Source organism: Dyadobacter sandarakinus (genome assembly GCF_016894445.1).
Lineage (GTDB): Bacteria > Bacteroidota > Bacteroidia > Cytophagales > Spirosomataceae > Dyadobacter > Dyadobacter sandarakinus.
This window is the reverse complement of sequence record NZ_CP056775.1, coordinates 2,627,713-2,652,962: the sequence shown is the minus strand read 5'-3', so window position 1 is coordinate 2,652,962 and position 25,250 is coordinate 2,627,713. Positions and strand designations below refer to the sequence as shown.

Here is a 25,250-nt window from a genome sequence, read left to right as displayed (position 1 = left end):
GTGTGCCATACAGTTTTGCGTAGTGAGTTAGAGGATTTTGCAGAAGCTGTTTCCCGTGTGACAGTGAGATTCCAGGAAATGTGGGTACAGTTATTGAGACGTTCCGGAAAACGACACAACAACATGGACAATCAAGACCTAAAAACCGCAGGAAGAATATTACTGGGCGCTAGCCTGGTTTACGCAGGCATCAGTCATTTAACATTTGCCAGAAAAGAATTCCGGGCGCAAGTCCCTGACTTTGTTCCACTCAAAACGGACGATACGGTGGTTTATTCCGGGTTCGCGGAAATTGCACTCGGGGCCGCGCTAATCGCCACACCCGCAAAGCATCGTGCAAAAGTCGGTAAGTTCGCTGCTGCATTTTTTACCGCCGTCTTCCCCGGCAATATCGCCCAATACACCCACAAAAGGGACGCATTTGGACTTGACACAGATAAAAAACGTTTTGGCAGATTGTTTTTTCAGCCGGTTCTGATCTGGTGGGCGCTGGCTAGTACGCGCTAACGTTTGTCTTGTTCATGCGTCAATTTCTATATTTGCCGCATGGACAAGCACACACAAAAACATGACACCTTTATCAGGGCCATCATGGGTAACCGGCAGATCGCCCTCGACTATTTCCAATCCTGCATTCCGAGAAATATCCAGGATCTGCTTGATTTCTCAACCTTTCAGCAACTTCCTGATACATACATTTCCAAGGAACTGCAAAAATCCATATCTGATATTGTGTACACCTGCAAAAGAGCAGGCGGCGACGGAGAGGTAAAGATCTCGTTACTCGTCGAACACAAAAGCTACGTCGACAAATACGTACCGATCCAGATTGGCAGCTACATTTTTTCCGGACTTTTAAAGCAGATCAGCAACAAAGAAAGTCCCTCGCTAATCATTCCGATTCTCCTTTACCACGGCAAAGACCGGTGGGAGTACAAAACGCTGGCGGATATCTTCGAAAATGTGGAACCAGCATTGCGTGGGTTTGTGCCTGATTACCAATATATTTTCCATAACCTGGGCGAGATTTCTGATGAAGAAATCCAGGAGCTGCACAATAAATTTTTGGCTGCGTCCCTGCTGGCTATGAAACATATTGCGTTTAAAGAACAGTTGAATGCATTACTTCCAACCATTTTGACGCTGGCAAGTGGGATGGGGAAGAACTTGCAAAATAGCCTCGTTGTTTATACATTGGATGGAAATCCTCTTACCGAAAAACAAATTGATGACCTCTTTACATTATTAGGAAATCAAAACAAAGACGCGATTATGGATATTTTAGAAGTATTCAAGGAAAAAGGCAAACAAGAAACTACTTGTGAGGCTGTAAAGAATCTGATTAAGCAGGCAGTGCTTACCGATGAACAAATTGCTTCTGCAATGAATGTGAGAATAGATTACATCGCGGAGATTCGGGAATCAATGACCTCAGAATCATAATAGGAGTTTACTTTTTATTTTTCCGTAAACTTCGCAATACACCCCTTACATATCCGCTCCGTCAAATCCCTTAGCAACTTCACACGATCGGATAAATATTCCAATTCCCCTTTCTCAATCTTGTAGTTGATTTCATAGCGCGCGTCAATATATGCTTTTTTGAGAAGTTTGAATAGACGAGCCTCTTCAGGTGTATTTTTAGGGAAAACAGTTTTAAAATCTGAATGAAGATTCTCAACTTGTTTTCCTAATTCTTCAATATCGTGAGTTCGGGGCTTGTAGTCGGTGAAAACGAGAAGTATGGCTGCATAATATGTTTCTGTTGTTTGATGAAGATTGAATACCGAAAAATTGTTGTCTTCATTTTGCATTGCCAAATCAGCATATTTTTGAAAGTCATTTCCTCTTTTAAACCAATGGCCAAAAGAATTTATCGCTTTCTTTTGTCTTTCCTGCGGACTCAATTCTTTCGGCTCGGATAAACTGAAATTTCCGGAATCAAAAAGCATAATTCCTTCCTTGAAAATATCCACGAAGAAATAGAAGTTCCGCTCGATTTTGTCATTCACAAACCAAACGCTATGTTGAATGATATTAGTTTTGGTAATGTCCTGATTAGCCGCTAGTGCCTTATCTAATTCCTGCCATTTCTTATGTCCTCTTGCAGCTTTCCTATCTTTAGTAACGACCAGAATATCAAAGTCACTCACATATTCATAAGTCTCCTGAAAGTCCTCCACCCAATCACCACGCGCATGACTTCCAAAAAGAATGATCATTTCAGCGGGTATTTTGTCAAGAATAATTTTGGTGAGGACTTTTAATTCTTCCTGCTTTTCTTTGGGTAGGTGGGAGAGGGAGGATTTCAATCTTATCGAGTTTTAGTGTGTTTATTCATATTTAAAATAGACTATTCTCCAATACTGATTTTTAAGTTTGGCAACTCAACTTGCAGCTTCACCTTGGCTTTTAAAGCTGTAAAAACTCTTAGCAATGTATCCATTGTAACATTACTAGCATTGCTTTCGAGTCTTGAAATTTGCGCTTTCTGCACACCAATTAATTTCCCTAATTCTTCTTGCGTCAAATTTCTTTCTTTTCTGGTCTCTTTTATAGCCTTGCCGATCAGGTCCATTTGTAACTCGTATTCAAATTTGTCCCGTTCTGGTGTCCCGACTTTACCGAGAAGTTTATCCTGAACTTCGTCCAATGTGTACGTTTTCATTTTCTCTTGTTGTTTTCCTTTTGTTTGTTCGAAAAGTATTCAGTTCGCATGGTAAGTGCCTTTTGGATTTCCTTATGCGCAACTTTACTTCTCTTTTTTATAAATCCATGTGTGGAAACTACCAAGGTATCAGTAGGTAAAGTTTTGTCCCAAAACGCCAGAAGCCTATATTGAAGACCTTGATAAAGTGTCCTGAACTCCCAGATTTCATCGGTGAGTTTCTTGAAAAGTTCAGGATCAGTTTTGACCTGTGATTTACGAATGTTAAAGAGTATTTTCTCAGAATGCTTCTTGTCAAGTCCAGTCAGAAATTCAAGCGCCTCTTCTAAAATCAGAATTTCAAAAAGCTTGTTCATATATAGGTGTGTCTATAAAGCAAATATATAAAAGTTTCTTTAAAGCGAAACTCGAATTCTATAATTTTAGGACAGATCGGGCGCGTGGCCCCTCACGCAATAATCACCTCAATATTATGCTGTTTCAGCATCCGCAAATCCGCCTCCTCAATCTTATCATCCGTCACCACCTTATTAATCTTATCAAAACCACAAATAAACGCCAGCCCTGACTTTTTGAATTTGGAAGAATCAGTTACGATGATGACTTCTTCAGCGATGTCGATCATGATCTGGTTGAGGTAGGCCTCTTCCATGTAGTGGGTGAAAAAGCCCGTATTGGCCTTAATTCCGTCGATTCCGAGGAAAAGTTTGTTGCAGTATAGTTGCTTAAAATTCCGCTCCGCCATCGGGCCGACGAGCGACATTGAGAATTCTTTGAGGTAGCCGCCCGGCATATATACCTGCAAGTTTTCGTACTGGGCCAGGTTGTTCACAATGTCCAGCGCGTTACTGATGACGGTCAGGTTTTTAAATTTTTCAAGGTTGTTGGAGATTTCAAAAGTCGTGGTGCCCGAGTCCAGAATAATGCTGTCTTCCTCATTGATCAGCGACACGGCCTTCTTGCCGATCAGCCGTTTGATGTCGTGGTTAATGTTCCTTTTTTCGGTAACGGTCAGGGCTATGTTGTTGGTTTTGAATGCCCCGCCATGAGCCCGCACGAGCAGATTGCTATTTTCCAGCTTGTCCAGATCATTGCGGATCGTGACTTCACTCACTTCCAGCATTTCACTTAAATCATTCACATTTACTTCACCCAGTTCATCGAGTTTTTGCAGGATAAGCGAACGACGCTGCGCAGTCTTTTTCATGGTAACAATTCATTTTATTTGTAAATGTAGCAACATCCGGGGAATGCCTTTGTAGAACCAGGACTAACCGTTCCTGCCCGTCGACGGAATTTCAGCTTCATCAGGGTGCGAAAAAGCCCGGTGCACTTCAATGATCTTTTCAATGCGTTCCAGGATCAGCGTCATCATCTCTTTGGGAAATGTCGCCTCCACGACGATCAGTTTCAGGTGTTCGTCCTCTGTTTTAAAAACCTGCATGTAGCTGACCTCAAAGCGGCTTTTGCCAAATACCTGCAATAGTCTGCTCAGCATGTTATTCGTGTCTGTGACGTAGATCGATATCCGGCTAGACCCGGCAAACTGGTTTTCCATCGGATCTATTTTTTGACCTTCACAGTAAAAGAAACACGCCTGGTTTCATGGATAAACGAATGTGCCCCATGGCTATCGCGGCGCGTGTTGCCGGTTTTGGGATATTCGTAAATGCCATAAAATTTGATTTCATGCCCATCCGGGCAATCTTTCCTGATCTGCACCTGGGAAGTAAGCCGCTGCGCACCCGACCAGTCGGCGCGGGCGAAAAAGAGCATGCGACGGTTTTCCATCATTACATTAGGATCTTCGGTAAAAAGCTGCAAGCCAAAATCATGCAGCGAATCAAGCTCTGATTTGGTGAAAATGCTGATCCACTCGCCCGGATTGACGGTTCCGTCGCCATTTCCCTCTCCAACCCGTGTTTGGTTTTCGACTTCGAGATTGACATTGCGACCATCTGCGATCTCAAATTTTGTCAATGTTTTTTCAGGTGAATAAAAGGGCACTTCCAGCAAAAACTGATCTTTTTTGCCCTGATAAGTGAGCAATAATTTCAGCTTCGCGCGGTCTAAATTCGCATTTCGTGACCTAATTTTAAATGCAGTTTTATCATACAAAGTACCTTGCAAAATCTTCCCAACTGTAATCGCGGGATCCATCACCTCGACATCTTGATCCTGCGCAATCAGCTCTATGCGTACCGAGTCCACCGCCGCGCCGCCTTTATTAAACAATAATGGAGTTAAAGAAACGATATCCCCGACGCCGGGCATCTGCCGGTCAAGCGTATAGGTAGCCAAGGTAATGTGGCCAGGATCCCCGTTTTTGTAAATTCCAATGTTGCTGTGCTCGCTGTTTCCCTGCCATTGAATACGTCCCTTTAGGTCGCTGCGCAGGTTTTTGTGGGTGATTTTTCGGGTAGGAACATTCAGTTCAAGAAGTTCAAAAGTGGTGTTGGGTTTGTAAATGCTGTCCGTCGTAATATTGACGGATAAGCCCGGCAAGGTCGGGCCGTCGGGGAGCCATTTTTTTGTTTGCAAACTAAATCCTTCCCGCCGCACATCGTCCAGCAAAGTAAATCCTGGAACTTTTCGATCAGTTTTTACCTCATAATTCCAGACTGAAAAGTTGGGATAAAGATCAATATGATGCCATTTATCCGGTTTTGCCAGCGGCATGCGGAAGTAATGCATGTGAAAATCAAACTGACTTTTAATATTCACCGCATTGTGAAATCCCCTGAAATAGCCGATGCCGTAATGCCAGCTCTCGTAGTTCAGCTCTAAGGTTTTATAGGCATCATCAATTTCCTGGTCATGCTGGCGCAGAAAATCCTTGCTACCTAAGTGCATCCGAATCGGCATACCCACAAAATTTCGGCCCATTTCTTTAAATGGCGTGTAAATCTGCAAAGCCTTCGGTCCAACTGTAAAGGAAGCCGACGGACAGAAAAACGAGGCGCTCGACAGCAAATGCGGATATTTCGAAGCCACGAGCATCGACATAAACCCGCCCATGCTCAGCCCTGAAACCGCCCGCGCCTCCCGGTACGCTTTGGTGCGGTAATTTGCATCTATGTACTCTACAAATTCAGGGAAATAGTCCACAAACTGCCGGTCTTCCTTCACCGGCGCAATGTCGTATGGACGTGGATATTGCGCGGGCACATAGCCGTCCCACTTCGCGATGATCACATCATTGTCAGCCACATAGCTCGTAAAATTATCCAGCGAATCCGGCCCGGTACGCTCGTAATTTCCATTGAAATCATCGTAATACCGCGCCTCACCCGAGCGCGAAACTTCCCCCTCCGCCGGACCATTAAACCGCCCCGCATTCCCATGAAAATAGTAAATCACCGGATACCGCCGCTCGGGATGCTGGTGGTAATCCGCAGGCAAAATCAGCCGAAAGTTGCGCTCCTCTTTAAATACTTTGCTGTAATGTTTCCCATCTTCAATAATGCCTTTCGACCGCGACGGCTGCGCCTGAACTAGTGGCAATGTAAAAGCTAGCAATGTTGCCAGTAATATTGCACGGCGGACATTGTATTTGAAAAAGTGAAAAGCAGGATTTAAGGAAGTCATCATGTCTTATTTGCTCAAAGTCTTGCGTGTATCCGCCAGGTCCAGTATCCTGAAAAACAAAGCGGTAAGATTATACTTGTCATCCCCGATCAATTCCAGTTTAAGCCGCTCCGATTGCGCCTGATCATCTTGCGATTTGGCTATTACCCACTTCACTTCCGGCGCATCCGAACCTTTTGTAATGTCCCATTTTCCAAGCGAGTCTTGCTCCGCTTTCCGATTATTCAGGTATTTCAACGCCTCATCTTTGTTGCCAGCATCTTGCAGCAGCTTCACGCCGAGATAGTTATTGAGGGCATTGCGGTTACTTTCCTTGCTTCCGTAAAGGGAATAATCTCTGATCTCCTGCTCGTACTTGGCCGCCTTTTGCACATTACCTAGCTGCATTTCGCAGTAAGCGGCCAGATAGTCCATCAACCGGTTATCAGGCTCGTGCGGTTTGCCTGTTCCCAGGTTCTCCGGCCAGAGCCGTGCTTTTTCGAGGGATTTTAATGCATCTTTAAATTTTTTCTTTTCTGCTAAATCCAGGGCTTGCGCCAGGTTGGCGAGCACATATATATTGTGCCCTTCCCTTGCGCCTTCCTGCGGCAGAATCTGCGTTTTTGCCAAAACTTGCAGGCTGGCCTCAAACTTACCTGCATCCAAAAGCGCCTTGGCATAGTCGATCCCGATCACCGGGTTACCGGTGAAGTGCTCGTAGGCTTTTTTTGCATTTTCCAGACCTTTATCCTGCGCATTTTTAGCATTGAAAAATTCAGTCAGATAATGCCAGCTGCGCCATTCTTTGGGATTTAGCTGGTTGGCCTTTTCAAAATCATGTTGCGCATCTTCTTTAGAAACCGCGTCATTTTGGAACAAAATACCTCTTGCCATGTAAAATGGTGCATAGTCAGGCTCGTTTTTGCAGGATGTGAATTGCATTTTAGCATTCTCCTTATCGCCAATATGCCAGTAAATCAGCCCCAGATAGTAGCGGTTTTTCCAGTGCGCACTTTGTTTTTCAGCCCAGATTAAAACAGGAATACTTTCCAGTCTGAAAGGAAAAACCCACTCCGGGGACATTTGAATGGCATTTTGTAAATGCTTTTTGCTCTCAGCAGCCCCCGAGTCACGTGTAAGATAGGCCAGCCAGTAAGATATAGTAGGGTAGGCGGGCGCGAGTTCAAGCACTTTTTTGGCTTCCTGATTTTGGCCCTCATTCACATAATCCATCGCCAGTTCCAGGTACGTTTCATGCGGCAGCTCATTGCGGATTGCCTGCTGGAAAATGGCCTGGTTTTCCTTGTTTGGCGCAAGTAGATAGTGCTCAAAATGTGCGTAATGATTGAGTGGATCGACTTCCAGCAAATCCTTCCAGACCTGCGCTGCCTGTTCGGTTTTATTTAATTTCCGGAGCGCCGTGCCCAAAAGCTGGTAAGCCACCAGGTTATTTCGATTATAATCCAAGGCTTTCCGCGCATCGTGTTCGGCTTTTTCAAAATCCTGCTTTTGCAATGCAATCCCCGCCAGCTGCGCGTAGGCACCCGAGCGATATTCCATCGTCCATGTCGCGACGGACAATGCTTCTTCCGCTTTGGTAAGATCACCAAGTTTTCGGTAAAGTGCTCCGTATAAATAGTTTGCGCCGCCGTGGTAGGTATTTTCAGCCAACACTTTTTTGGCAAAATCAAGTCCCTGCGCATATTCACCTTTACGATAATGATATTCCGCCAGCCGGATTAGTGCGCCGCTGTGCGTGGGCTCTTTTTCCAAAACTTTGAGAAAACGCTGCCGCGCGCCTTCAAAATTGCGCATGGCATTTTCATCTTCGCCCAATTCAAAAAGCCGCTCTGCGGAATGTGGATCCTGTTTATCGGCAGAAAGAATGGGCCGGTCTAAAATCTTTTCAGGCTGGGCCGCAAACAGCAGTTTATCATTGCCAACGCTTACTCGGACCGTTTTTTGATCAGTACCCGATAGTAGAATTGTTTTTACAAAAACCTCCATCGGCTTCAATTGCAGCGGGTTTTGAAAGATCGTCTTTCCGCTGACCGTTACTTTCAGCGTATCCGTAATGTTGGAAATCGGGTTAATGATGATTTTCAAACTATCCTTGCCTGTCGCCACATTCAGCGTGCCGTAAGGTGAGGCATCCACCATTCCGCCCGCGCCTTTTACCGGAAACCAGTATTCTGTTTTGGTTTCAGAATAAAATGGGCCGAGTGATTTTTGATTATACGGACTGTGAAACCCGCTTCGCTCCGCCGCCTGGTTGAATGTCACACCCGACTGTGCTTCAATGTATTGTCCATCCTGATCCGTCAGCAAATCCTCCCAAATCGCACCTTCACGCGCCCGCGACCAGATCCATAGTTTCTTGCCCGGCGCATCCGAATAAGGTGCCCAGTGACCAAAACCGAACTTCCGGTCATGCCAATACCCGCCGAACCAATTCGTAGCCGTCCCCACCACGTGGTAGGACTTGTCGCCGCCCGAATTATTGTTTTTATAAAAAGACAAATCCACGCCCTTTTCATCCACCGGCCACGGACTCGCATTGCCGTCATGCCCGACGTGGTGCGTGCTTGGAAAGTAAAACTGCATATCGTCCGAAGCCCGGAAAGCCGCATTTTCCCACGAAAGATAGGAGTCGTGCAAGGGTAGGGGATTGTACCAAAGGCTCTGTGTTTCAAAATAAGCTTTGTCTTTTGGCAGCACAATTTTCACGCGCCACTGCGTGCGGGAAGCCAGATCGAGGCCTCCGACCACGCAGGTTACGCTCCCGTCGGGATTGTTTTGCAGCACATAATCCACCGCCGCGGCTGCCCAGGGCGCGTGGCCAAGGTCGAGCCCGAAGTTATGCTCAATGCCGCCGCTCGTCCACGGTCCGCGGATGCCGATCGAGCGAAATTTCATGACATGATTGGTGTACACAAATTCTTCACCCGTCGATTTTTCAGTCGCGCCCATCACTTTTCCGCCCACTTCCGGCAGCACCTGTACTTTGATGTACGGATTTTCCAGCTCGACGATTTTCCAGTTTTGCGTCGTGCTTTTATTGGTATAACCATCAAAAACATAATACGGATAAAACGGCGCAACCTTTTTGCCGATCCCCATCACTGGCAGCAGACTTGGATCCGAAAAAGGATACGTCTTCATGGCCTGCACCTTTTCCGAAATGCTGGCTTTTTGCGCGTGCAAAGCAGGCGAAACCACCATCAAAGCCAGGACAAAACGGGTCATCCTGGCATTTGACGGCAACATAGAGTAGGTGAAAAGGACACTCACACGGAAAATATGAAAGGTTTAGGAATAGACTTGATCTTACTTTTTGCCGGCAGAAATGAGCGCACCCAGCTCCATCCGGACTTTGTGCCACTGCTCCTGATCATAGCTCCACACATCCAGGTTGCCGATGGACTTTTCGCCAAAAGGTTCTTTAATGAGCTGATCCACAAGCGCATCCGCACGTTTGGAATTCCCGTCGATCTTTGCCAGCAGACGCAGGTATTCGTATTCCTGCACCCCGTCGCGCATGGTTTTCAGCCGGATCGACGGGCAGGGTTCGGAGACATTCGGCACCATGCCCGGTTTGTAAATCACTGAGCCGTTTCCGTTGAATGTGCGGTAGGTGAATTCGGCGTCGGCTTCGGAGGCTTCTTTGTAAAAATCTTTCCAGGATTCAGGGTCATACCAGCCGCGTTCCCAGCCGGCGCCCACTCCCCAGCTGATCCAGGAAAAGGTTTTATATTTCCAGCATGCCCAGCTGATCGCCCGGTCGTTAACCAGCGGCAAATCGATAAATGTCGAGCTGCCGACCCAGCTGTTGAGTTTTGCTTCATAGAGCATCGGACCGTAAAGCCAGTCTTTGATGCCCATTTGTTGATACGTTTTTACGGTATCAATGTTGTAGTTGATGGTATGCGACGCCCAGTCGGTAACGGATTTTCCGATGACATCCATCGCATCTTTATTATAGCCGCCGTCGACCCGGAACTTGGCCTCGGGATATTCTTTTTTAAACAAATTCCCATAAAATACCATCCGCGACCAGGCTTCCGGAAAGTAGGATTCATCCAGACCATTCAGATAAACTGTCAGCAACGTTTTTTTCGGGTCCACCATCGGCAGCAAATGCTGGCGTACCTGCTTAATAGCACTCGTGTAAATGGCCTGATTGGCCGCTTCGCGTTCCACTTCGGGCTTGCCAATGTCCGGCCAGCCAGCGGTGCCATGTTTTCCATACACATCAAATGGTAACGCAAATGTTTCGAGCGGCTCGCCGTAGCCGGGGCCGTCCTTGTAACCCTGCGCCTCGGTGAAAGCCGCGCCGGTCAGGTATTTTTTTAGTCTTTTATCAAATTGGTCCCACCGAATTTCCACTTTGCCGCTTTTGACCTGGATTTCCGGATCGTAAGTCGGGTCCATGAGTGAAATGCGGTTTCTTTTGAAAAGCTGATAGACTGCCAGTTCTTGTTTTTCGTCCATGCGGCTCAAAAAACCTTCATGCTGCAAACTGGCTTTGAAAGCATTTTCATTCGGCAGCTGAAAATCCCAAATCGTCAGACTCACAGGAATCTGCTTTTTTTCATTGCCAATCCTGGCCGTAATCACGCTCTGGTATGTTCCCGGCTTCGCTTTTTGCACATCCAGCGGAATAAACTGATCTACCCAAACAATCTGTGATTTTTGGTTGGTAATGCGGTTATTAAAGTCGGGCAGGTTAAAAGGGTACACCCAGCGGCCGTGGACTTTGGCGGAGTCGGTTTGAAGGAATTTAAATGGGATCAGCGCATCGGGATACCAGCCTTTGCCGAGGGTAGATCTGGGGTAACCCGTGCTGGTGCTCAGTACATTCACCGACCATTCCAGAAAAAGCTCGGGCTTGATATTCAGTTCTGAATTTCCATTTTTAAAAGGCGTCATTTCCAGCTGAATGCCTGTCAGCTCGGCATCCGATGTATTTGTTAAAACCAGCTGAAAAGAGACATATTCCCCACGTGCGCCGTGCAATGCCACCTGCTTGCCGTCGTAGATCCAGTTTTTATCCAGCAGATTTCCGTTACCCAATGCATTGGCCGGCACGCCTTTGAACCGGTGTTCGATAATCTCATTATTCACCGGGTCGAGCCGTACGGAGGATGGCAATGCGCGCAGCAGCCAGGGATCGGCAGCAAACGATATATTCGCACTGGTGAATGCGGTTAATGCTAAAAAACAAAGGATCAGTTTTGCAAATCGGGTCATAGCAGGTTTAGGAATAGATCTTGCGAATTTATTTTTCGACTGGAAAAACCATCAGCTGGCTCAATGCCTCATTTTCGCCGATGACCATGTATTTGCCATCCGCCGACGCAGCCAGCGTACTCAGCTGAAAGCCCCGCCACATAATGCCTTGCTCAATGCCGGGCGCAACCATCGTAAATTCCGGATTACCCAAGTCGACAAAGCCAGCGCCTTTTTCGTCATAATAAAACAAATGGGAATATCCCGGCGCGCCGCCCGCCAGGCCGTACAATTTGCCATCACCCCCGAAAGCCAGTGCCTGCAAGCGCGGCATCATGGTAGGCTTGCCGAGATTTTTGATTTTTTTAGTAGCCGGATCCAACACAAACAGCTGACCATCACCCGCATTGCCGCCGTAAAGTTTTCCGTCCGGCGCCTTCGCCCAGGCTTCTACCTGGCCCAGCACTTCCCGTCCCCAAACCGCAGGCAGCCCATTTTCAAGAAATTCAAACGTTTTTTTAGTAGGATCAAAAGCAAAAACCCGGTTGCCAGCCGTGCTGCCGTAAACGATCCCTGCATTGTCCTGAATCAGCGATTTGCACAAATAAACCTCCGGCCCGACTGCGTATTCATGCAGGTTGTTCAACTCCTTTTCTTTGGGTGCTAATTCGTCGTAAACCTGTGTTTTTTTGCTGGCAATGTGGTAGGTAAAAAATCGCCCGCTGGGATAACTAATGCCATATAGCTCAGTGCCTTGGGTGTTGCTAAGCAATGTAAAAATACCTTCCCCGGCGACAGGCGCACCCAGGTCTTTAACCTCCATCACATCGCCGCTGCCAAGGCTTACCTGTATCAAATGTCCGGCTTGTGGATTTTTGGTCGTATGCGGCATCGTGCCTGCATAAAGCACATTTCCGGCACCTTTGCAAAACCCTGTCGCAATGCTTTTTTGCCCTGGAAGAATTTCCTGTAAATCTTTCGTAGTAACCAATTTCCGGTCTGAAAGCGACGCTACGAAAAGATAAGGAGATAAACCCTCTTTTGCCGTCGTTCCGCCAATCACCCGGTTGCCCTGTACATGCAGGGAGGTGATGGCATTGCGGTACATGGGCAGGCGTTTTTCGGCACTGTTCGGCAGTGAAACTTCGATGGCAAATGCTTCTTTCGGCGTGAAAAAGGTGTACTGCGCAAGCAGCGGGGTCGAAGAGGCGAGGAGCAAAGCCGGCAATAATATTTTAGTAAAATCTCTCATTTCCGGATCTCTTTTTCGGGGTTGAACTGGATCATAAAAGGGCGGGTATTGTCTCCCATACCCGACGGGTTGCGGCGGGCCGCGAAGTAGAGGTTTCCGTCTTTGTCCCTGGTATCGCAGCCGGTGGCCTCAGTCACTGCAGTAATGGGAAATTCGCGCAGGATAATCTTTTTGCCAGTTGCCGGATCGTATTCCACCAGAACTGTTTTGTCTTTGATCACATAATTGTCATGACCGCCGATAATGTAGTAGAGCTTGCCGTTTTTGCCGATATTAAGGTTGGGCACATAAGGTCCCCAGGCATTGCCTTTACCGGTATCAACTACGCCGCCGAGATCTTCCACTTTGCCGATACCGTTCTTTTCAGGGTGAAATGCGATGAGTTTTGCGCCGTAAGTGATCAGGTAAATAATGCCTTTGGCTTCGTCTTTGGCAAATGCAGTAACGCCGGTGATGATCTTGGAGCCGGGTGTGCCGGGAAATGCGGGCAAACTTTCACGCGCAAAAACCAGGCTGTCGCTGTCTTTCTCATATTTTACCAGCCGTTGCCGCCAATCCACGTAATAGCAGTTGCCCCACCAGTCGGTGAACAGTATCCGGGGAACGTGTGAGCTGGCCAGGCGGCCGAGGTCGCGCATTTCGTTTTTGTCCGGGTTGTAGACCAAAAAGTGCGCCTGCGGATAGCTGATGCCGTAAAGTGTTCCTGTTTTTGGGTCAATATCAACATCTTTGATGCTCTCATACTGCATGCCGATTCCGAGGTTTTTCAACCCGTTTGCAGCATCCCATTTCATGAAAAAACCACCGGCATATCCTTGCGGGTGCTCCATCAAATATTCCTCCCGCGATTCGCCCCCATCGGTCGAGAAGTAAATGGAACCGTCAGGTGCCGCCACAATTTTGGAGTGGATTTTTCCCTGCCACTGGTAGGGTCGCAGATTGGCCATATCCCGGATGAAACCATTCAGTTTCATCGCATTCTGAAGCGGATCAAAAGTGTACAAACCAATGTTGTTGGCATGGTTCGTCACCCCGATGTGTACGGTATTGGAAGCCGCATTGTACCCGATGGAACCCCAGGTAGAATGCGCCTCGGGAAAATCAGGGTATTCGATGAAGGCGATGTTCTTGTCAGTACCGGCAGGTTTTTGGGCAAAAACCGGCACAGCGCACATCAGAAGCAGCCAGATGTGTAATGTACGTGTCAAAAGTTAAAGGTTTAGGTAGATGAGCTTAGTTTGATGCTAATGTAAAAAACTAAGCTTAAATAATGCAGTATGAAGTCATAATTCTTTCGAAATCTTTCTTTTAAATTTCATTTGCATCACGAACTTCTTCAAAGCCCATTAATAAGGCTGAAACGATCGCCAGCGCAATGCCGGCAATAATGACTGGATGAGGAATGGTCTTGTACAAAGCCAGGGACAATGCTACCGTAAGAACCGGCGAAAGGGCAGTCGTAATAGGCGCGATAATGATTGCCTTTCCATACCGAAATGCATATACCAGGCAGAGCGCACCAAAAGCATTCAGCGACTGGACGATCGCCGATAGGTACGGACCTTTAAAGCTCCATTCAATCGGCTGATTGAAGTCTGTGATATAGAGCGCAAATGGAATCAGCATCACCGACATGGCCATCATATAAAAATACAGGCTTTCGGCAGACATAATTTCATTGGCAAAACGCATGATATACCCCTGTGCACCCCAGGCAAAGAGCGGAATGGCCACAAGCAGCATCCACGTATAGCCGCTCACCTGCGTAGCTCCCGCGGGCTGGTAGGAAAGCATGAAAATAGACACCAATGCCAATCCAACCCCGATCCAGCCCATTTTGCCCGTTTTTTCATGCAGCAGTAACACTGCCAGCAAAATGGTGACAACCGGAGTGAGCGAAAGTAACGGGAAAACCAAATACGCCGGTGCAATGCGCAGCGTAAAGAAAAGCACGAGCTGGCCACCTGCGCCGAGAAGTCCTGCCATGCCACCCCAGATCATCGCTTTTCTGTTAAAATCGAGCTTCCAGCCCTTTATTTTCAAAGCCGCCAGGGACGCGGGAACCATGGTCAGTGCCCAGACGACATAGCCGAGGGTTGCAGGAAAACCATTTTTTTCGGGTATTTCAATCACGGCCCCCCATACTCCGATGAACAGAACATGAATAATCACATAAATCAGCCAACTGTTTGTCTTACTGCTCATTACTGGTTGTTGTTACATAGGTGTCAAACCACGCGATCATGCGCGTATTTAAATCGGCTTTGTTACGGGGTTTCAGGTCCGGCCGCCAGCCGTGACCTTCGCCTTTGTATTGGACAAGCTTTGTTTTTACGCCTGCTTTTTTGAGGGCGACGTACATTTCTTCGGCCTGCGAAAAAGGTACTTCATTGTCGGTTTCGCCGTGCAGGAGCAAGATGGGCGTGGTTACCTGGCTTACATTCCGCAGCGGCGACCATTGCCAAAGCAGATCAAACCGGTCGAACGCCCGGCCGCCAAACTCGGACTCCATTAAAGAATAGTACAGGGAAGTGCCCGCAAAACTAACCAGGTTGCTCAGGCCGCCATCTGCAACCGCAGCTTTGAACCGGGATGTTTGGGTGACGATCCAGTTGGTCATGTAGCCACCGTAACTCTGGCCTGTAACACCCAGTCTTGCTGCATCCAGCCATGCATGCTGGTCCAGAACAAAGTCGACCCCGGCCATTAAATCCTGAAAATCACCGCCGCCCCAGTTTGTCAGCGTACCGTTTGTAAATTTTTGCCCATAACCGTGGCTTCCCCGCGGATTGATGTAAACCACCGCATAACCTGCGGCAGAAAGCAAATGCATGCGCTCGTCAAAATCCTGGCCGAACATGTTATGCGGCCCGCCGTGAATGACCAGGATCAGTGGGTATTTTTTGGTTTGCTCCTGACCAACCGGCGGCACAAGCCAGCCTTGCACGCGCGTACCGTCAAAGCTGTCAAACCAGAACGTGCCGGCGGGTTGCAGGGTCTTTGTTGCCAGCCAGGCGGTGTTTTCCTGTGTGATCTGTTCAATGGCTGCATGCTGATTTTTAGTATGAAAGATCTCAGCGGGACGATTGGACTGCGATTTTACAAATACCAGATTTTCACCTTCAGCATCAAGACAAAATTCGGAAATGCAGCCTGTACCTTCCTGAATGGTTTCAATAATGCTCGTTTCGATGTCTACCCTGTAAATCAAAGTATCGCCACGATCACCTGCGATAAAGTAGATGTACCTGCCCGAAGGATGCCAGCGGATGTGCTCGATCCTGCGATTCAGGCTTTTGGTTAAATACCTGAATGCACCACCGCAGGGGTCAATAAGGGCAATGTGCGTATCCTCAGCCGGACTGTCGTTGGTGCCGATGGGTCCGGATGTTGCGAGCAATGCAATATGCTTTCCATCCGGCGACCAGGCTGGCTGGTAGGTCAAGCCCTTTTGGTCAGTAAGCTGGATGACGGTCTTTGTCTCAATATCAACTTTCCAGACTTCGCTCTGCTGTATATCGTCCGGTTGTTCCGTTCTGTTGCTGATGAATGCAATGTGCCGGCTGTCGGGTGACCAGGTGAGAGAATGCTCGCTGTAAATGCCTGAGGTAAGAAGCCAGGGCGTACCGCCAGTGACCGGAATCAGGTAAATGTGCAACTGCTCAGAACCGGCATAGGTATCCCTGCCGCGGCCGCCTTTCGTTTTGTACAGCAAATCGTCGATCACGCGAATCGCCTGGTTCTCAGGTTCAGCCGTCCCGATGGCTGCGCCTGCATAGGCGATATGCGTTCCATCGGGCGACCAGATACAGTTGTCAGCAGCCAGGTGATTGATAAACCTGGACGATGCATGCCGCTGTGCTAGGAACCTGCTTTCGATATTTTGTACGGTATAAATGTGCAGCGCTCCGTTTTCTGTTTCGTATAAAAGCTCCTTTCCATCCGGTGACCAGGCGTGCGCAGTACCTTTGCCTAAAACCGTTTCAGCGCGGGCATCGAGTGATAAAAGAACGATCAGGTCCTGCCAGTCGTTTTCGTCTGCATCGGCTACCGATCGTTGATATACGAGAAAGTCGTTTGCCGGCGACAGGAGCGGAGCACCTACTTTTTTGATCCTGGTCAAATCATCTATCGTCAGGCCTTGCGGAGCAGCCTTCTCTTCCATCGAAATCATAAAAGCGGGTCAGTAATTCGGAGTTTTTGCCGGATACGCCTTTATGGGGCGACCTTTCAGCTAAAAGTACATTAATAATATTCAGCGCAAGATAGACGTAAGAATAAATAAGTAAAAGAAAGGTTTAAGAATATTTTTTACTTTCGTTTTATGATGTTTAATTTGAATCGTCGTAAAGCCAGACTGCAAAATAATCAAGAATCACCATCCTCTGATACCACGGGAATGATGCAAATTAACAATGAACTGCCTACGCTCGACAGCGATGGAGATACACATACCCAAAGGGAAATCCTTTCCCAGCCGGAATTGTGGGGAGAAGTATATCAATTAATCAAAAATGAAAGCGCCGCGATTGCCGGTTTTCTGAAACCGATTCTGCAGATAAGCAATCTGAGGGTCGTGCTCACCGGCGCCGGTACCTCAGGCTATATCGGTGAATCTGCGCAGGGAACGCTGCAGAAGCAATGGCGCAGGCCGGTTCAAGCGGTACCGACCACCGAAATCGTGACCCGGCCCGAAGCGGTCTTTATCCGTCCGGCACCCACGTTGCTGATCTCCTTTGCAAGGTCGGGAAACAGTCCTGAAAGTGTAGAGACGGTGCGGCTGGCGGATGTGCACTGCGACGAGGTTTACCACCTGATCATTACGTGTAACCGCGAGGGTGCGCTGGCAACGATGAGCACGGCTAATCCGGGCAAAGTATACTGCCTTGTATTGCCGGAAGCAACCAACGACAAGAGCCTTGCCATGACAAGCAGCTTTACGTGTATGCTGCTCAGTGCATTGCTGGTAGCGCATATCGACACCCTGCAAGATGAATTTTCAAAAGTTAGTAAGATTACTGAACAGGGCAATGTGATTCTGGACCGGAAGCCTTTACTGGAAACACTCGCACAAAAAGGTTTTGAGCGCGTGGTTTTTCTGGGTTCGGGCGAAATGCTGGGTGTTGCCAAAGAGTGCCATCTGAAATTACTGGAACTGACGGACGGAAAACAGCTTTGCATGTCTGATTCTTTCCTCGGTTTCCGGCATGGACCCCGGGCGTTTGTGAATGCAAATACGCTGGTAGTCTATCTGTTTTCAAGAAACCCGCACATTCTCCGCTACGAGCGCGACCTGGTGGAAGACACCGCCCGTGATCCCCGCAATATCGCCTCCCTGCAGATAGGAAGGGAAGACCAAATTACGCTGTCAAACGGCCATGCAATTGCATTGGACATTGACCAGGAGAACCCTTATCAGATGATCCCGGTAACCCTTGTCGGGCAGCTGCTCGGATATTACAGTGCGGTGCACGCCAGCATCAATCCCGACAGCCCGTCTGCTTCCGGGTCCATCAGCAGGGTAGTGCAGGGTGTGAATATTTACCAGGAACATGATGCCAAATCCTAAACTACTGGTGGCCGGCGAACTCAACGTCGACCTGATCCTGAATAAAATCCAGGCATTCCCGCAAATGGGCAAGGAAATGATCGCGGAGGAAATGGAGATCTGTCTTGGCAGCTCCTCGGCGATCATGGCTGCAAACAGTGCCGCGCTGGGGGTGGATACTACATTCTGCGGCGTGATCGGCGAGGATTATTTCGGGGAGTTCATTTTGCGCGAGCTGGAAAAAAAGGCGGTCAGCTGCCAGCATATCACCAGACTTGCCGGCCGGAAAACGGGCTGCACACTGGTGATGAGCTACGACCAGGACCGTGCCAATGTAACGTATCCGGGTACCATGGATGCATTGACCATCAGGGATATACCTATTGAAAGTCCGACAGTTTACCAGCATTTGCATGTATCGAGCCTGTTTTTGCAAAAAGGCATTCACAGGGATATCGCGCAAATTTTCATGCATGCCAAAGCAGCCGGAATGACTACGTCCCTGGATATGCAGTGGGACCCTACCGAGCAGTGGGCGTTCGACTATGCAGCCTGCCTGCCTTATGTGGATGTTTTTATGCCTAATGAAGCTGAATTACTGGCACTTACCAAAGCAGGCTCACTAGCCGCAGCGATGGAGAAAGTGCGGCCTTACCTGAATACCCTGGCGCTTAAAATGGGTAAAAACGGCAGTATGGGCATTTGCGGTGGGCAGGAGTTGACCGTACCCGCATTTGAGGTGCCGCATTTTGTGGACGCCATCGGGGCCGGGGACTCTTTCAATGCAGGTTTTATCCAAAAATACATGTCCGGCGCGCCCCTGGAAGAATGCCTCAGGGCAGGGAATCTGATGGGCGCAATCAGTACGACCGGGGCAGGCGGTACCGGCGCATTTGCAGACAGACAAAAAATCAGCGAAACAATCAAAGACTTCTGGGGAATAGAACTAAGCCTGACATGAAACTGAAAGAGAAATTACGGGAATTTACACAGCTGAAAAAAGGCCTGCTGGCTACCAATTATTACGACCTGGAAACGCTCCACGGCGTCCTGCAAGCCGCAGCAGATACCAAACAGCCTGTCATCCTGCAACTTACCCAGAGCTCAATCGAATACATGGGGCTTAAAACGGCTGTGAACCTGGGCCGAAACGGACTGGAAGAATTTGGCGTGGAAGGCTGGATTCACCTGGACCACGGCGGTTCGGTGGAGCTGGTGCAGCGCTGCCTGGACGCAGGTTTCGACTCAGTCATGATTGATGGAAGCGAGTTGCCCTTTGACGAAAATGTGAGGGTAACCAGGGAAGTGGTGGCCCGCGCAAAACGTTACGATGTGCACGTGGAGGCCGAACTCGGCTATGTGGCCAAGCTTGGCCAGTCGCACGACAGTACCGGATTTACGCAGCCCGATGAAGCGTCAGCTTTTGTGGAGCAAACCGGCGTGGATGCACTGGCCGTGGCGATTGGTACGGCTCACGGTTTTTATAAGCAGGAACCTAAGCTGGATATTGATCTGTTGCGCCGGATTGCAGAAAAAACCGCAGCAACACTCGTCTTACACGGCAGTTCGGGGGTTCCCCATGACCAGGTGCAGCAGGCAATCTATCATGGGGTTTGCAAGGTAAACCTGGCAACGGAAATCAAGAATATTTTCATGGCTTCGCTGAAAAATGAACTGACCCACAACGACGAGATCGACCTGAGAAAAGTGTTCCCGAAAGCTACCTGCAAAATTACCGAACTCGTCAGGACAAAGCTCGAAATGGTGGCCAATGTGCCTGTGTTCTCGTAGTATTTTCCTTTAAAATTTTCCAGTAGTGCACGGCGCCAGCCAGGATTTATTTACAGAATAAGTCCAAATCCGGCGCGAATGGCAGTCAGCCAGGGTTTCACATGCGGCTGCTGGCTGAGCAGATTGTAGCTGGTATTGAGTGAAAAATGAACGTAGGCTTTTTTGAACAATGTTTGCTGGAAGCCTGCTGCCGCGCCAATACCCAGATGCCTTTTGGGCCGGCCCTCCCCGAAAATGGTTTCACTTCGATAAAACACGAAATCACTGTGCGGGCCAAAGTAAACCCCGGACAAATTAGAAGCCTGGTAGCCTGTTCTCACCGCCTGTTTTTGATTCAGGTAATACCTGAGCTGTAAGGATGGCCAGACCTGAACATCATTGCTGACAATTCTGGCCTGCAATCCGTATTTTGAAGCAATACGTAAATAGTCCGTAATGACCTGCGTGTGCACAGATACGGGACTGCTACCCAATTTTCGCTCGTAGGCAAGTCCGACGGTTCCCTGGATAAACCTGGAAGAAAGGTATATTTTCGGCCAGAGCAACGTCCATTGCTGCTGTACAAATTCATCGCAGCGCAGCACTTCACAAAGCACTGTCTGATTGTTCCTTTTCCAATCGCCGAAAGCCAGACCCATGCTTGTTCTTGACTCAATAGCAAAGTCACTGGCCCGCACTACGCCATAGCTCAGCTGTACCGGGTAATGCCCGTCCAGGTATTTCTGGTAAGATGCGGCAAGCGCAAATTCAATCCGGCCATTGTTAAGGAACCTTCGCTGCATACCAAACTCAATACCGATCATCGCCAGCTGGTAGGCGGACTCAGACTTGCCCCAGCGTTTTCCGGCAAACAGCGCGATGTAATTACCCGTGAAATTGTTGACGCTTACCCCTTTTTCGATACGATTTTTCATGTCGTAATACCACCGTCCGTAGATGTTGCCGTTGATGGCTCCCACGTAATTGTTACTGCCATCCCGTCCGCTGTTGAAGAAGATATCAGTACCTGCTGAAAACGCGGGCGAGATTTTATACTCATATCCCAGTCCGTAGGATGTGGTTTGCACGGCATTGTTTTCGACTGAAAAAAGGTTATTCGGGGCAAATGTCAGGCTTATTTTGAACATATGCCGGGTGGGTACCTTTGTCATAAACACGTTTTCGTGTCTGTCTATAAAACGTTGTTTTACAATCGTATCCTGCACCTCTGAAAAGGTGACCCGAATGCTGTCCTGTGCACTTACATCATGAAAGGGCACTGCAAACAACAAGAACAAAGAAATGAGTTTTTTCATGGCGAACAGATGTTTCGTCAGTATTGCATAGGGAGCCTGCCAGTGGCAGCAGGTGCGTCTATTAACTGATCGTTTTTTTCACCAAAGAGGCTGCGCTGATCAGGAATGGTTGTATGATCTGGAAGTTTTTTTGAAAAGCTGCTTAGTAAGGCGGATTAGCAGGTAATGCATTTGTGCTTTACAAGACATTTCCGGAAAGTGGTATGCATGAAGAGGCGTGTAACGGACGTAAGATTCCGGTCACTCTTTTGCAAATCCCACCCGGATCGTACGCACTTCCCGGATCCACCGGGCCGGTTTTTTGTCATTGGGTGTGATGATACGGAACGGACCTTCCCCCGCCGGAAGCAGCTGCCCGTCTTTTTCCGTAGCCAGGAGGATTACCTGATCGGTAAATTCGGGATCGATCTCAGGTAATGCAAAAATCACCTCGTACCCGTCTGCTGCGGTGATCAGCACATACTTGGCCAGGTTCTTCCCGCGCAGCTTGCTGCCGGTGGTAACTCCCGCTCTTTCCAGCAGGTCAATCAAAGCGACGCCTTTGAATGCATGCTCCTTGCCATCGCGATCCCTGATCTGATGCGTGACCTGTTTAAAGCGGGCAAGGTCCGTCAGTTTCAGTTCCAGCGGATTGGTTATTTCGCCCTCGATAGAAAGTGTAGCCGTACTTTGGCCAAATGAAGAAAATGCACCTGACAAAAGCAGCAGTATACCGAGCATGGCATGCGCCGGAATGCTTGGTTGACGCATCGCAGTGGGGACTAGTACGCGCTGCGCCCGCCCTAATACCGGGAGCATGACTGGTAAAGACCGAAAGGCTGAAAGTATCTTCATTTTAGGCGATATGTATTGAAGGATATATCGCAAAGATAGGGAGACCCTTTACATGCTGGTGGATTTTTGGTAAAAGATCAGATGACCGCCAGAAGTGCTTCTTCCGCTCTGGCAACTTCCAGAAGCTTGTCATTGAAATTTTTGTATGCTTCCATGACGGATTTTCCGGTCTCCGTCAAAACGGTCCCGCCACCGTGTGAGCCGCCTTTTTGCCTGATCACGAAAGGACTTTTGCCGTAGGTATTCATCGCATCGACCATCGCCCAGGCCTTTTTGTAGGAGAGGCCCATGGCCGCGGCGGCTTTGGAGATGGAGCCGGTCTGGTCTATGTGTTCCAGCAGCTCGTAGCGGCCGGGGCCAAAAAACTTGACATCATCCACAAAAACCCAATGGCGTATACGTATTTCAGTTTTCCGGTTCATATAAAAAAATGCATGCTGTGTAAGATCCTGATCTGCAAAGCTAGCTGCAATTTTCCTACAACACTGCGCCGGAACCGGCCGGAATGCTTTTGAAGAGACTTGATACGGCGACGACGATCATCATGCCGGAAGCGGAGCATCAAACCAAAGGTATTAATGCATTAGCAGGTATTTGTTGTTTTTAAAAACAATAAATACCTGCCTGTCAATCAAGCGCGTGGCTTACTGGTGGCTTGAAGCCTTGTCATCATGGTGCTTGCCGTTTCCGCCTTTGTCATCGCCAGGCTCATTGTGTTTGCCGTTTCCGCCTTTGTCATCGCCGGGCTCATTGTGTTTGCCATTTCCGCCTTTGTCATCGCCGGGTTCGTTGTGCTTTCCGTTTCCGCCTTTGTCATCGCCGGGCTCGTTGTGTTTTGTTTTGCCGCCCTTGTCGTCGCCGGCCTTGTCATCAGCACCTTTACGGGCCGACTGGTCGGGAGACATGGTTGATGTCTGCGGATCAACCAGCTGATCATCTTTCTGGCAGGAAGTAGCTAAAACGGCAAATGCAAACAGCATTGTAAATGATACTTTTCTCATCTTGATTTTTTGTTAAAGGTGATTGGTAACTGAGTCCGGATGTTTGAAAAGAATTACGGATGCTGCACGGCAAGGGTTGCGCGGTATGTTTAAAAAAGTAACGGTAAGATGGTAGGAGTAGCGGAGCTGTACGCCTGCGGTAAAATAAAGAGACTAATCGCAACAGATTCATGGCATTGGAAGCGCGAAGGGTTTGTTTCTTTGTGCAGGAAATTTATTTTTATCGCGCATCGTACCATTTCTATAACGTCCTCATGATTCTTTTTTACTTTTTAGCAGGAAGTGCAGGACTTTGCCTGGTAAGCTTCTTATCACTTTTCAAATCCCTGCGTGGTGTAACCAACCCTTTATATAATAACGATGTGCTTTTTCTGGTCGGCATTTCCACATGCCTGATCATAACCAAAATCTGTTTTTTCAATGCGGGCATGATGAATGTGGATGAGAGTATCATGCTCAGTGCAGGACGTACATTCGGGTCGGACCTCAGGCCGTGGATGTCCGTAGACCCGACCACTTCCGGCCCCCTCAATTTTATACCGGCCATGCTGCTGCTGCGGCTGACAGACGCGGCGTCCTATGGCGAATTACGGATCATATATGTACTCGCGTTCCAGATTCCGGCAATCTGGGTTTTCTTTTTTACCTTCCGCAGGGTGTCAGATGCATTTACAGCCCGCCTGCTGATCATGCCGCTCGTGCTCACGCTCGGCCTGTTTTACTACCACGACCTCATTCACGCTTCCAGTGAACACATGCCGATGTTCTTCATGTCCTGTGTCTTCTGTGTTTTGATACTCATCGGCGCCAATCAGGTTAGACCCTGGCAGCTCGTGCTGGCAGCAGTCCTTTGCGCAGCTTCCTTCTATACAAAATTGCAGGTGACACCCATCTTCTTCTGCATGGGTGCGCTCTGTTTTCTTTTGCTCGTTTCCCGCAAAGCACACTGCCGGAACGCAGTTCTTTTTGCATCCTGCTTTATACTGGCCAATGTGGCGGCACTTTCCCTGATCTGTATTTACGGGGGTTTCGACGACTTTTTCCAATCGTACATCGTTGGGAACTTCAGTTATGCAGGCACGATCCCGCTTGCGCTCACGCCCGCGGTTGACTTTCTTAAGCACAGCATCATTGGCATGCTTCCGCTGCTGGCTATGGGTGTCTGGGTGTCGCTGCTGTTCCTGCAGCACGTTGGCCGGCCGTATCCACAACAACGTTCCGGTTTCCTCTTCTTCCTCGGCCTGGTCACCATCTTGCTGATCTCGGGTTATTGTGTTGTCAAACCCGGGCGGTTTTTCCTTCATTATAGTTTGCTGCTGGTCATTCCGCTGTATGGTTTGATCGCCTGGACGGCCCTGCGGTCGGTTCGGGAGCCGTTATGTAAACAGTTGCTGGTACCTGGACTTGCCATCGCCCTGCTGTGGGGCTTTGATGCCGTAAAAGCTTCAAAAGTGATCAGAGAATGGAACAACCTGCGGGTGGTTAACAAGGAAGTGATCGACCGCCTGCAGGCAGCCCGCCAGCCTGCAGACAGGATGGCGGTATGGGGGTGGGGGTCGCCGTATCTTCATGCCTCGGGAATGCTGATGGGGACCCGCGATGTCCATAATGATTTTCAGATCAGCTTCACCGGGGCTTCCGGGACATACTACCGGCAACGTTTTCTATCCGATCTTGAAATAAACCATCCCAGGTGGTTCCTGGATATCTCGCTCGAAGACCGCCCGGATACGCCCAAAGTGCATAGCCTGCAGGACTTTATGGAAATCCAGCAGTTTGTCACACAATACTATTCGGAAGTATACCGCACCGGGACGGAAGTGCTGTACCGCCATAAGTATATTTCGGTAAGATAGCGGCAAGTGGCCAAGACCCGTGATTAAACGGTTTTTGATGTAAAAGACAAAAGACCGAGGTGAACTTCGCAGGTGAACAAGGTTGCCTGATGAGCCTGCATGTACCCTCTGTTCCTCCCTTTTTTACCGTCCGCTTCACAGGCCATTTCGCCCGTAATAAATAATTTCTTCCGCCAGGCAGTATCCCGTAATCATCGGTGTCTAATAGG

At 48.5% G+C, this 25,250-nt stretch carries 22 protein-coding genes; 6 read left to right on the top strand and 16 right to left on the bottom strand.

Annotation, left to right across the window (positions count from 1 at the left end; all coding sequences use genetic code 11):
* Nucleotides 1–15: 15 nt before the first annotated feature.
* Together HWI92_RS10615 and HWI92_RS10610 are read left to right on the top strand one after the other, a co-directional pair.
* On the top strand, nt 16–507 hold the full coding sequence (locus HWI92_RS10615) for a DoxX family protein (protein WP_374757885.1): 492 nt from the start codon (nt 16–18) through the stop codon (nt 505–507).
* Between the two features lie 39 nt (nt 508–546).
* Nucleotides 547–1,443, top strand: a complete 897-nt coding sequence (locus HWI92_RS10610; RefSeq protein ID WP_204663515.1) for an Rpn family recombination-promoting nuclease/putative transposase — start codon at nt 547–549, stop codon at nt 1,441–1,443.
* 14 nt (nt 1,444–1,457) lie between these two features.
* On the opposite strand, the gene HWI92_RS10605 is transcribed toward HWI92_RS10610, so the two are convergent.
* The 12 genes from HWI92_RS10605 to HWI92_RS10550 all read right to left on the bottom strand — a co-directional run bounded on the left by HWI92_RS10605 (nt 1,458) and on the right by HWI92_RS10550 (nt 16,890).
* Complete coding sequence (locus HWI92_RS10605; protein WP_204663513.1) at nt 1,458–2,312, bottom strand: HEPN domain-containing protein; 855 nt, start codon at nt 2,310–2,312, stop codon at nt 1,458–1,460.
* Nucleotides 2,313–2,353: 41 nt separating this feature from the next.
* Complete coding sequence (locus HWI92_RS10600) at nt 2,354–2,668, bottom strand: helix-turn-helix domain-containing protein (RefSeq protein WP_204663511.1); 315 nt, start codon at nt 2,666–2,668, stop codon at nt 2,354–2,356.
* Complete coding sequence (locus HWI92_RS10595) at nt 2,665–3,024, bottom strand: type II toxin-antitoxin system RelE/ParE family toxin (protein ID WP_204663509.1); 360 nt, start codon at nt 3,022–3,024, stop codon at nt 2,665–2,667. Before HWI92_RS10595 ends, HWI92_RS10600 begins: the two co-directional genes overlap by 4 nt.
* A 92-nt stretch (nt 3,025–3,116) precedes the next feature.
* Complete coding sequence (agaR, locus tag HWI92_RS10590) at nt 3,117–3,875, bottom strand: transcriptional repressor AgaR (RefSeq protein WP_138364701.1); 759 nt, start codon at nt 3,873–3,875, stop codon at nt 3,117–3,119.
* A gap of 63 nt (nt 3,876–3,938) precedes the next feature.
* Nucleotides 3,939–4,226 (bottom strand): ACT domain-containing protein, encoded by a 288-nt coding sequence (locus tag HWI92_RS10585; RefSeq protein WP_204663507.1) that lies wholly within the window; start codon nt 4,224–4,226, stop codon nt 3,939–3,941.
* A 5-nt stretch (nt 4,227–4,231) separates the two neighbouring features.
* On the bottom strand, nt 4,232–6,259 hold the full coding sequence (locus tag HWI92_RS10580) for an alpha/beta hydrolase (RefSeq protein WP_204663506.1): 2,028 nt from the start codon (nt 6,257–6,259) through the stop codon (nt 4,232–4,234).
* A gap of 3 nt (nt 6,260–6,262) precedes the next feature.
* On the bottom strand, nt 6,263–9,481 hold the full coding sequence (locus HWI92_RS10575; protein WP_204663504.1) for a DUF5107 domain-containing protein: 3,219 nt from the start codon (nt 9,479–9,481) through the stop codon (nt 6,263–6,265).
* Nucleotides 9,482–9,562: 81 nt separating this feature from the next.
* Nucleotides 9,563–11,485 (bottom strand): glycoside hydrolase domain-containing protein, encoded by a 1,923-nt coding sequence (locus HWI92_RS10570; protein WP_204663502.1) that lies wholly within the window; start codon nt 11,483–11,485, stop codon nt 9,563–9,565.
* Between the two features lie 28 nt (nt 11,486–11,513).
* Entirely contained in the window at nt 11,514–12,716 is a 1,203-nt protein-coding gene (locus HWI92_RS10565; protein ID WP_204663500.1) for an NHL repeat-containing protein, read from the bottom strand.
* The gene (locus tag HWI92_RS10560) at nt 12,713–13,924 is read right to left on the bottom strand and encodes a hypothetical protein (protein ID WP_204663498.1); all 1,212 of its coding nucleotides are present in this window, start codon (nt 13,922–13,924) and stop codon (nt 12,713–12,715) included. Before HWI92_RS10560 ends, HWI92_RS10565 begins: the two co-directional genes overlap by 4 nt.
* Before the next feature lie 100 nt (nt 13,925–14,024).
* Nucleotides 14,025–14,921, bottom strand: coding sequence for an EamA family transporter (locus HWI92_RS10555; protein WP_204663496.1), 897 nt, complete (start codon nt 14,919–14,921; stop codon nt 14,025–14,027).
* Nucleotides 14,911–16,890 (bottom strand): S9 family peptidase, encoded by a 1,980-nt coding sequence (locus HWI92_RS10550; protein WP_204663494.1) that lies wholly within the window; start codon nt 16,888–16,890, stop codon nt 14,911–14,913. Before HWI92_RS10550 ends, HWI92_RS10555 begins: the two co-directional genes overlap by 11 nt.
* Before the next feature lie 225 nt (nt 16,891–17,115).
* Between HWI92_RS10550 and HWI92_RS10545 the strand changes: the two genes are divergently transcribed.
* From HWI92_RS10545 to HWI92_RS10535, 3 genes are read left to right on the top strand one after another with little or no spacing between them, the layout of a single operon-like run.
* The gene (locus HWI92_RS10545) at nt 17,116–18,285 is read left to right on the top strand and encodes an SIS domain-containing protein (protein WP_204663492.1); all 1,170 of its coding nucleotides are present in this window, start codon (nt 17,116–17,118) and stop codon (nt 18,283–18,285) included.
* On the top strand, nt 18,269–19,225 hold the full coding sequence (locus HWI92_RS10540; protein WP_229249299.1) for a carbohydrate kinase family protein: 957 nt from the start codon (nt 18,269–18,271) through the stop codon (nt 19,223–19,225). The genes HWI92_RS10545 and HWI92_RS10540 overlap by 17 nt, the downstream gene beginning before the upstream one ends.
* Nucleotides 19,222–20,055 carry a class II fructose-bisphosphate aldolase gene (locus HWI92_RS10535; RefSeq protein WP_204663490.1) on the top strand — a complete coding sequence of 278 codons (834 nt, stop codon included), beginning with the start codon at nt 19,222–19,224 and terminating at the stop codon, nt 20,053–20,055. Before HWI92_RS10540 ends, HWI92_RS10535 begins: the two co-directional genes overlap by 4 nt.
* Nucleotides 20,056–20,105: 50 nt before the next feature.
* On the opposite strand, the gene HWI92_RS10530 is transcribed toward HWI92_RS10535, so the two are convergent.
* From HWI92_RS10530 to HWI92_RS10515, 4 genes are all read right to left on the bottom strand, one after another.
* Nucleotides 20,106–21,350, bottom strand: coding sequence for a hypothetical protein (locus tag HWI92_RS10530; RefSeq protein ID WP_204663488.1), 1,245 nt, complete (start codon nt 21,348–21,350; stop codon nt 20,106–20,108).
* Between the two features lie 240 nt (nt 21,351–21,590).
* Complete coding sequence (locus tag HWI92_RS10525; RefSeq protein WP_229249296.1) at nt 21,591–22,148, bottom strand: molybdopterin-dependent oxidoreductase; 558 nt, start codon at nt 22,146–22,148, stop codon at nt 21,591–21,593.
* 113 nt (nt 22,149–22,261) lie between these two features.
* Nucleotides 22,262–22,606, bottom strand: a complete 345-nt coding sequence (locus HWI92_RS10520; RefSeq protein WP_204663486.1) for a winged helix-turn-helix domain-containing protein — start codon at nt 22,604–22,606, stop codon at nt 22,262–22,264.
* A gap of 222 nt (nt 22,607–22,828) precedes the next feature.
* Nucleotides 22,829–23,185 carry a hypothetical protein gene (locus HWI92_RS10515; RefSeq protein ID WP_204663484.1) on the bottom strand — a complete coding sequence of 119 codons (357 nt, stop codon included), beginning with the start codon at nt 23,183–23,185 and terminating at the stop codon, nt 22,829–22,831.
* Between the two features lie 254 nt (nt 23,186–23,439).
* Between HWI92_RS10515 and HWI92_RS10510 the strand changes: the two genes are divergently transcribed.
* The gene (locus HWI92_RS10510; RefSeq protein WP_204663482.1) at nt 23,440–25,041 is read left to right on the top strand and encodes a glycosyltransferase family protein; all 1,602 of its coding nucleotides are present in this window, start codon (nt 23,440–23,442) and stop codon (nt 25,039–25,041) included.
* Nucleotides 25,042–25,250: the final 209 nt, after the last annotated feature.

What these genes read in the sequence shown, in the direction of transcription:
- HWI92_RS10610 (WP_204663515.1), top strand. Translation starts at nt 547, where the DNA reads ATGGACAAGCACACACAAAAACATGACACCTTTATCAGGGCCATCATG.
- HWI92_RS10600 (WP_204663511.1), bottom strand. Translation starts at nt 2,668, where the DNA reads ATGAAAACGTACACATTGGACGAAGTTCAGGATAAACTTCTCGGTAAA.
- HWI92_RS10595 (WP_204663509.1), bottom strand. Translation starts at nt 3,024, where the DNA reads ATGAACAAGCTTTTTGAAATTCTGATTTTAGAAGAGGCGCTTGAATTT.
- agaR (WP_138364701.1), bottom strand. Translation starts at nt 3,875, where the DNA reads ATGAAAAAGACTGCGCAGCGTCGTTCGCTTATCCTGCAAAAACTCGAT.
- HWI92_RS10585 (WP_204663507.1), bottom strand. Translation starts at nt 4,226, where the DNA reads ATGGAAAACCAGTTTGCCGGGTCTAGCCGGATATCGATCTACGTCACA.
- HWI92_RS10580 (WP_204663506.1), bottom strand. Translation starts at nt 6,259, where the DNA reads ATGATGACTTCCTTAAATCCTGCTTTTCACTTTTTCAAATACAATGTC.
- HWI92_RS10575 (WP_204663504.1), bottom strand. Translation starts at nt 9,481, where the DNA reads ATGACCCGTTTTGTCCTGGCTTTGATGGTGGTTTCGCCTGCTTTGCAC.
- HWI92_RS10570 (WP_204663502.1), bottom strand. Translation starts at nt 11,485, where the DNA reads ATGACCCGATTTGCAAAACTGATCCTTTGTTTTTTAGCATTAACCGCA.
- HWI92_RS10565 (WP_204663500.1), bottom strand. Translation starts at nt 12,716, where the DNA reads ATGAGAGATTTTACTAAAATATTATTGCCGGCTTTGCTCCTCGCCTCT.
- HWI92_RS10555 (WP_204663496.1), bottom strand. Translation starts at nt 14,921, where the DNA reads ATGAGCAGTAAGACAAACAGTTGGCTGATTTATGTGATTATTCATGTT.
- HWI92_RS10550 (WP_204663494.1), bottom strand. Translation starts at nt 16,890, where the DNA reads ATGATTTCGATGGAAGAGAAGGCTGCTCCGCAAGGCCTGACGATAGAT.
- HWI92_RS10545 (WP_204663492.1), top strand. Translation starts at nt 17,116, where the DNA reads ATGATGCAAATTAACAATGAACTGCCTACGCTCGACAGCGATGGAGAT.
- HWI92_RS10540 (WP_229249299.1), top strand. Translation starts at nt 18,269, where the DNA reads ATGATGCCAAATCCTAAACTACTGGTGGCCGGCGAACTCAACGTCGAC.
- HWI92_RS10535 (WP_204663490.1), top strand. Translation starts at nt 19,222, where the DNA reads ATGAAACTGAAAGAGAAATTACGGGAATTTACACAGCTGAAAAAAGGC.
- HWI92_RS10530 (WP_204663488.1), bottom strand. Translation starts at nt 21,350, where the DNA reads ATGAAAAAACTCATTTCTTTGTTCTTGTTGTTTGCAGTGCCCTTTCAT.
- HWI92_RS10525 (WP_229249296.1), bottom strand. Translation starts at nt 22,148, where the DNA reads ATGCTCCCGGTATTAGGGCGGGCGCAGCGCGTACTAGTCCCCACTGCG.
- HWI92_RS10520 (WP_204663486.1), bottom strand. Translation starts at nt 22,606, where the DNA reads ATGAACCGGAAAACTGAAATACGTATACGCCATTGGGTTTTTGTGGAT.
- HWI92_RS10515 (WP_204663484.1), bottom strand. Translation starts at nt 23,185, where the DNA reads ATGAGAAAAGTATCATTTACAATGCTGTTTGCATTTGCCGTTTTAGCT.
- HWI92_RS10510 (WP_204663482.1), top strand. Translation starts at nt 23,440, where the DNA reads ATGATTCTTTTTTACTTTTTAGCAGGAAGTGCAGGACTTTGCCTGGTA.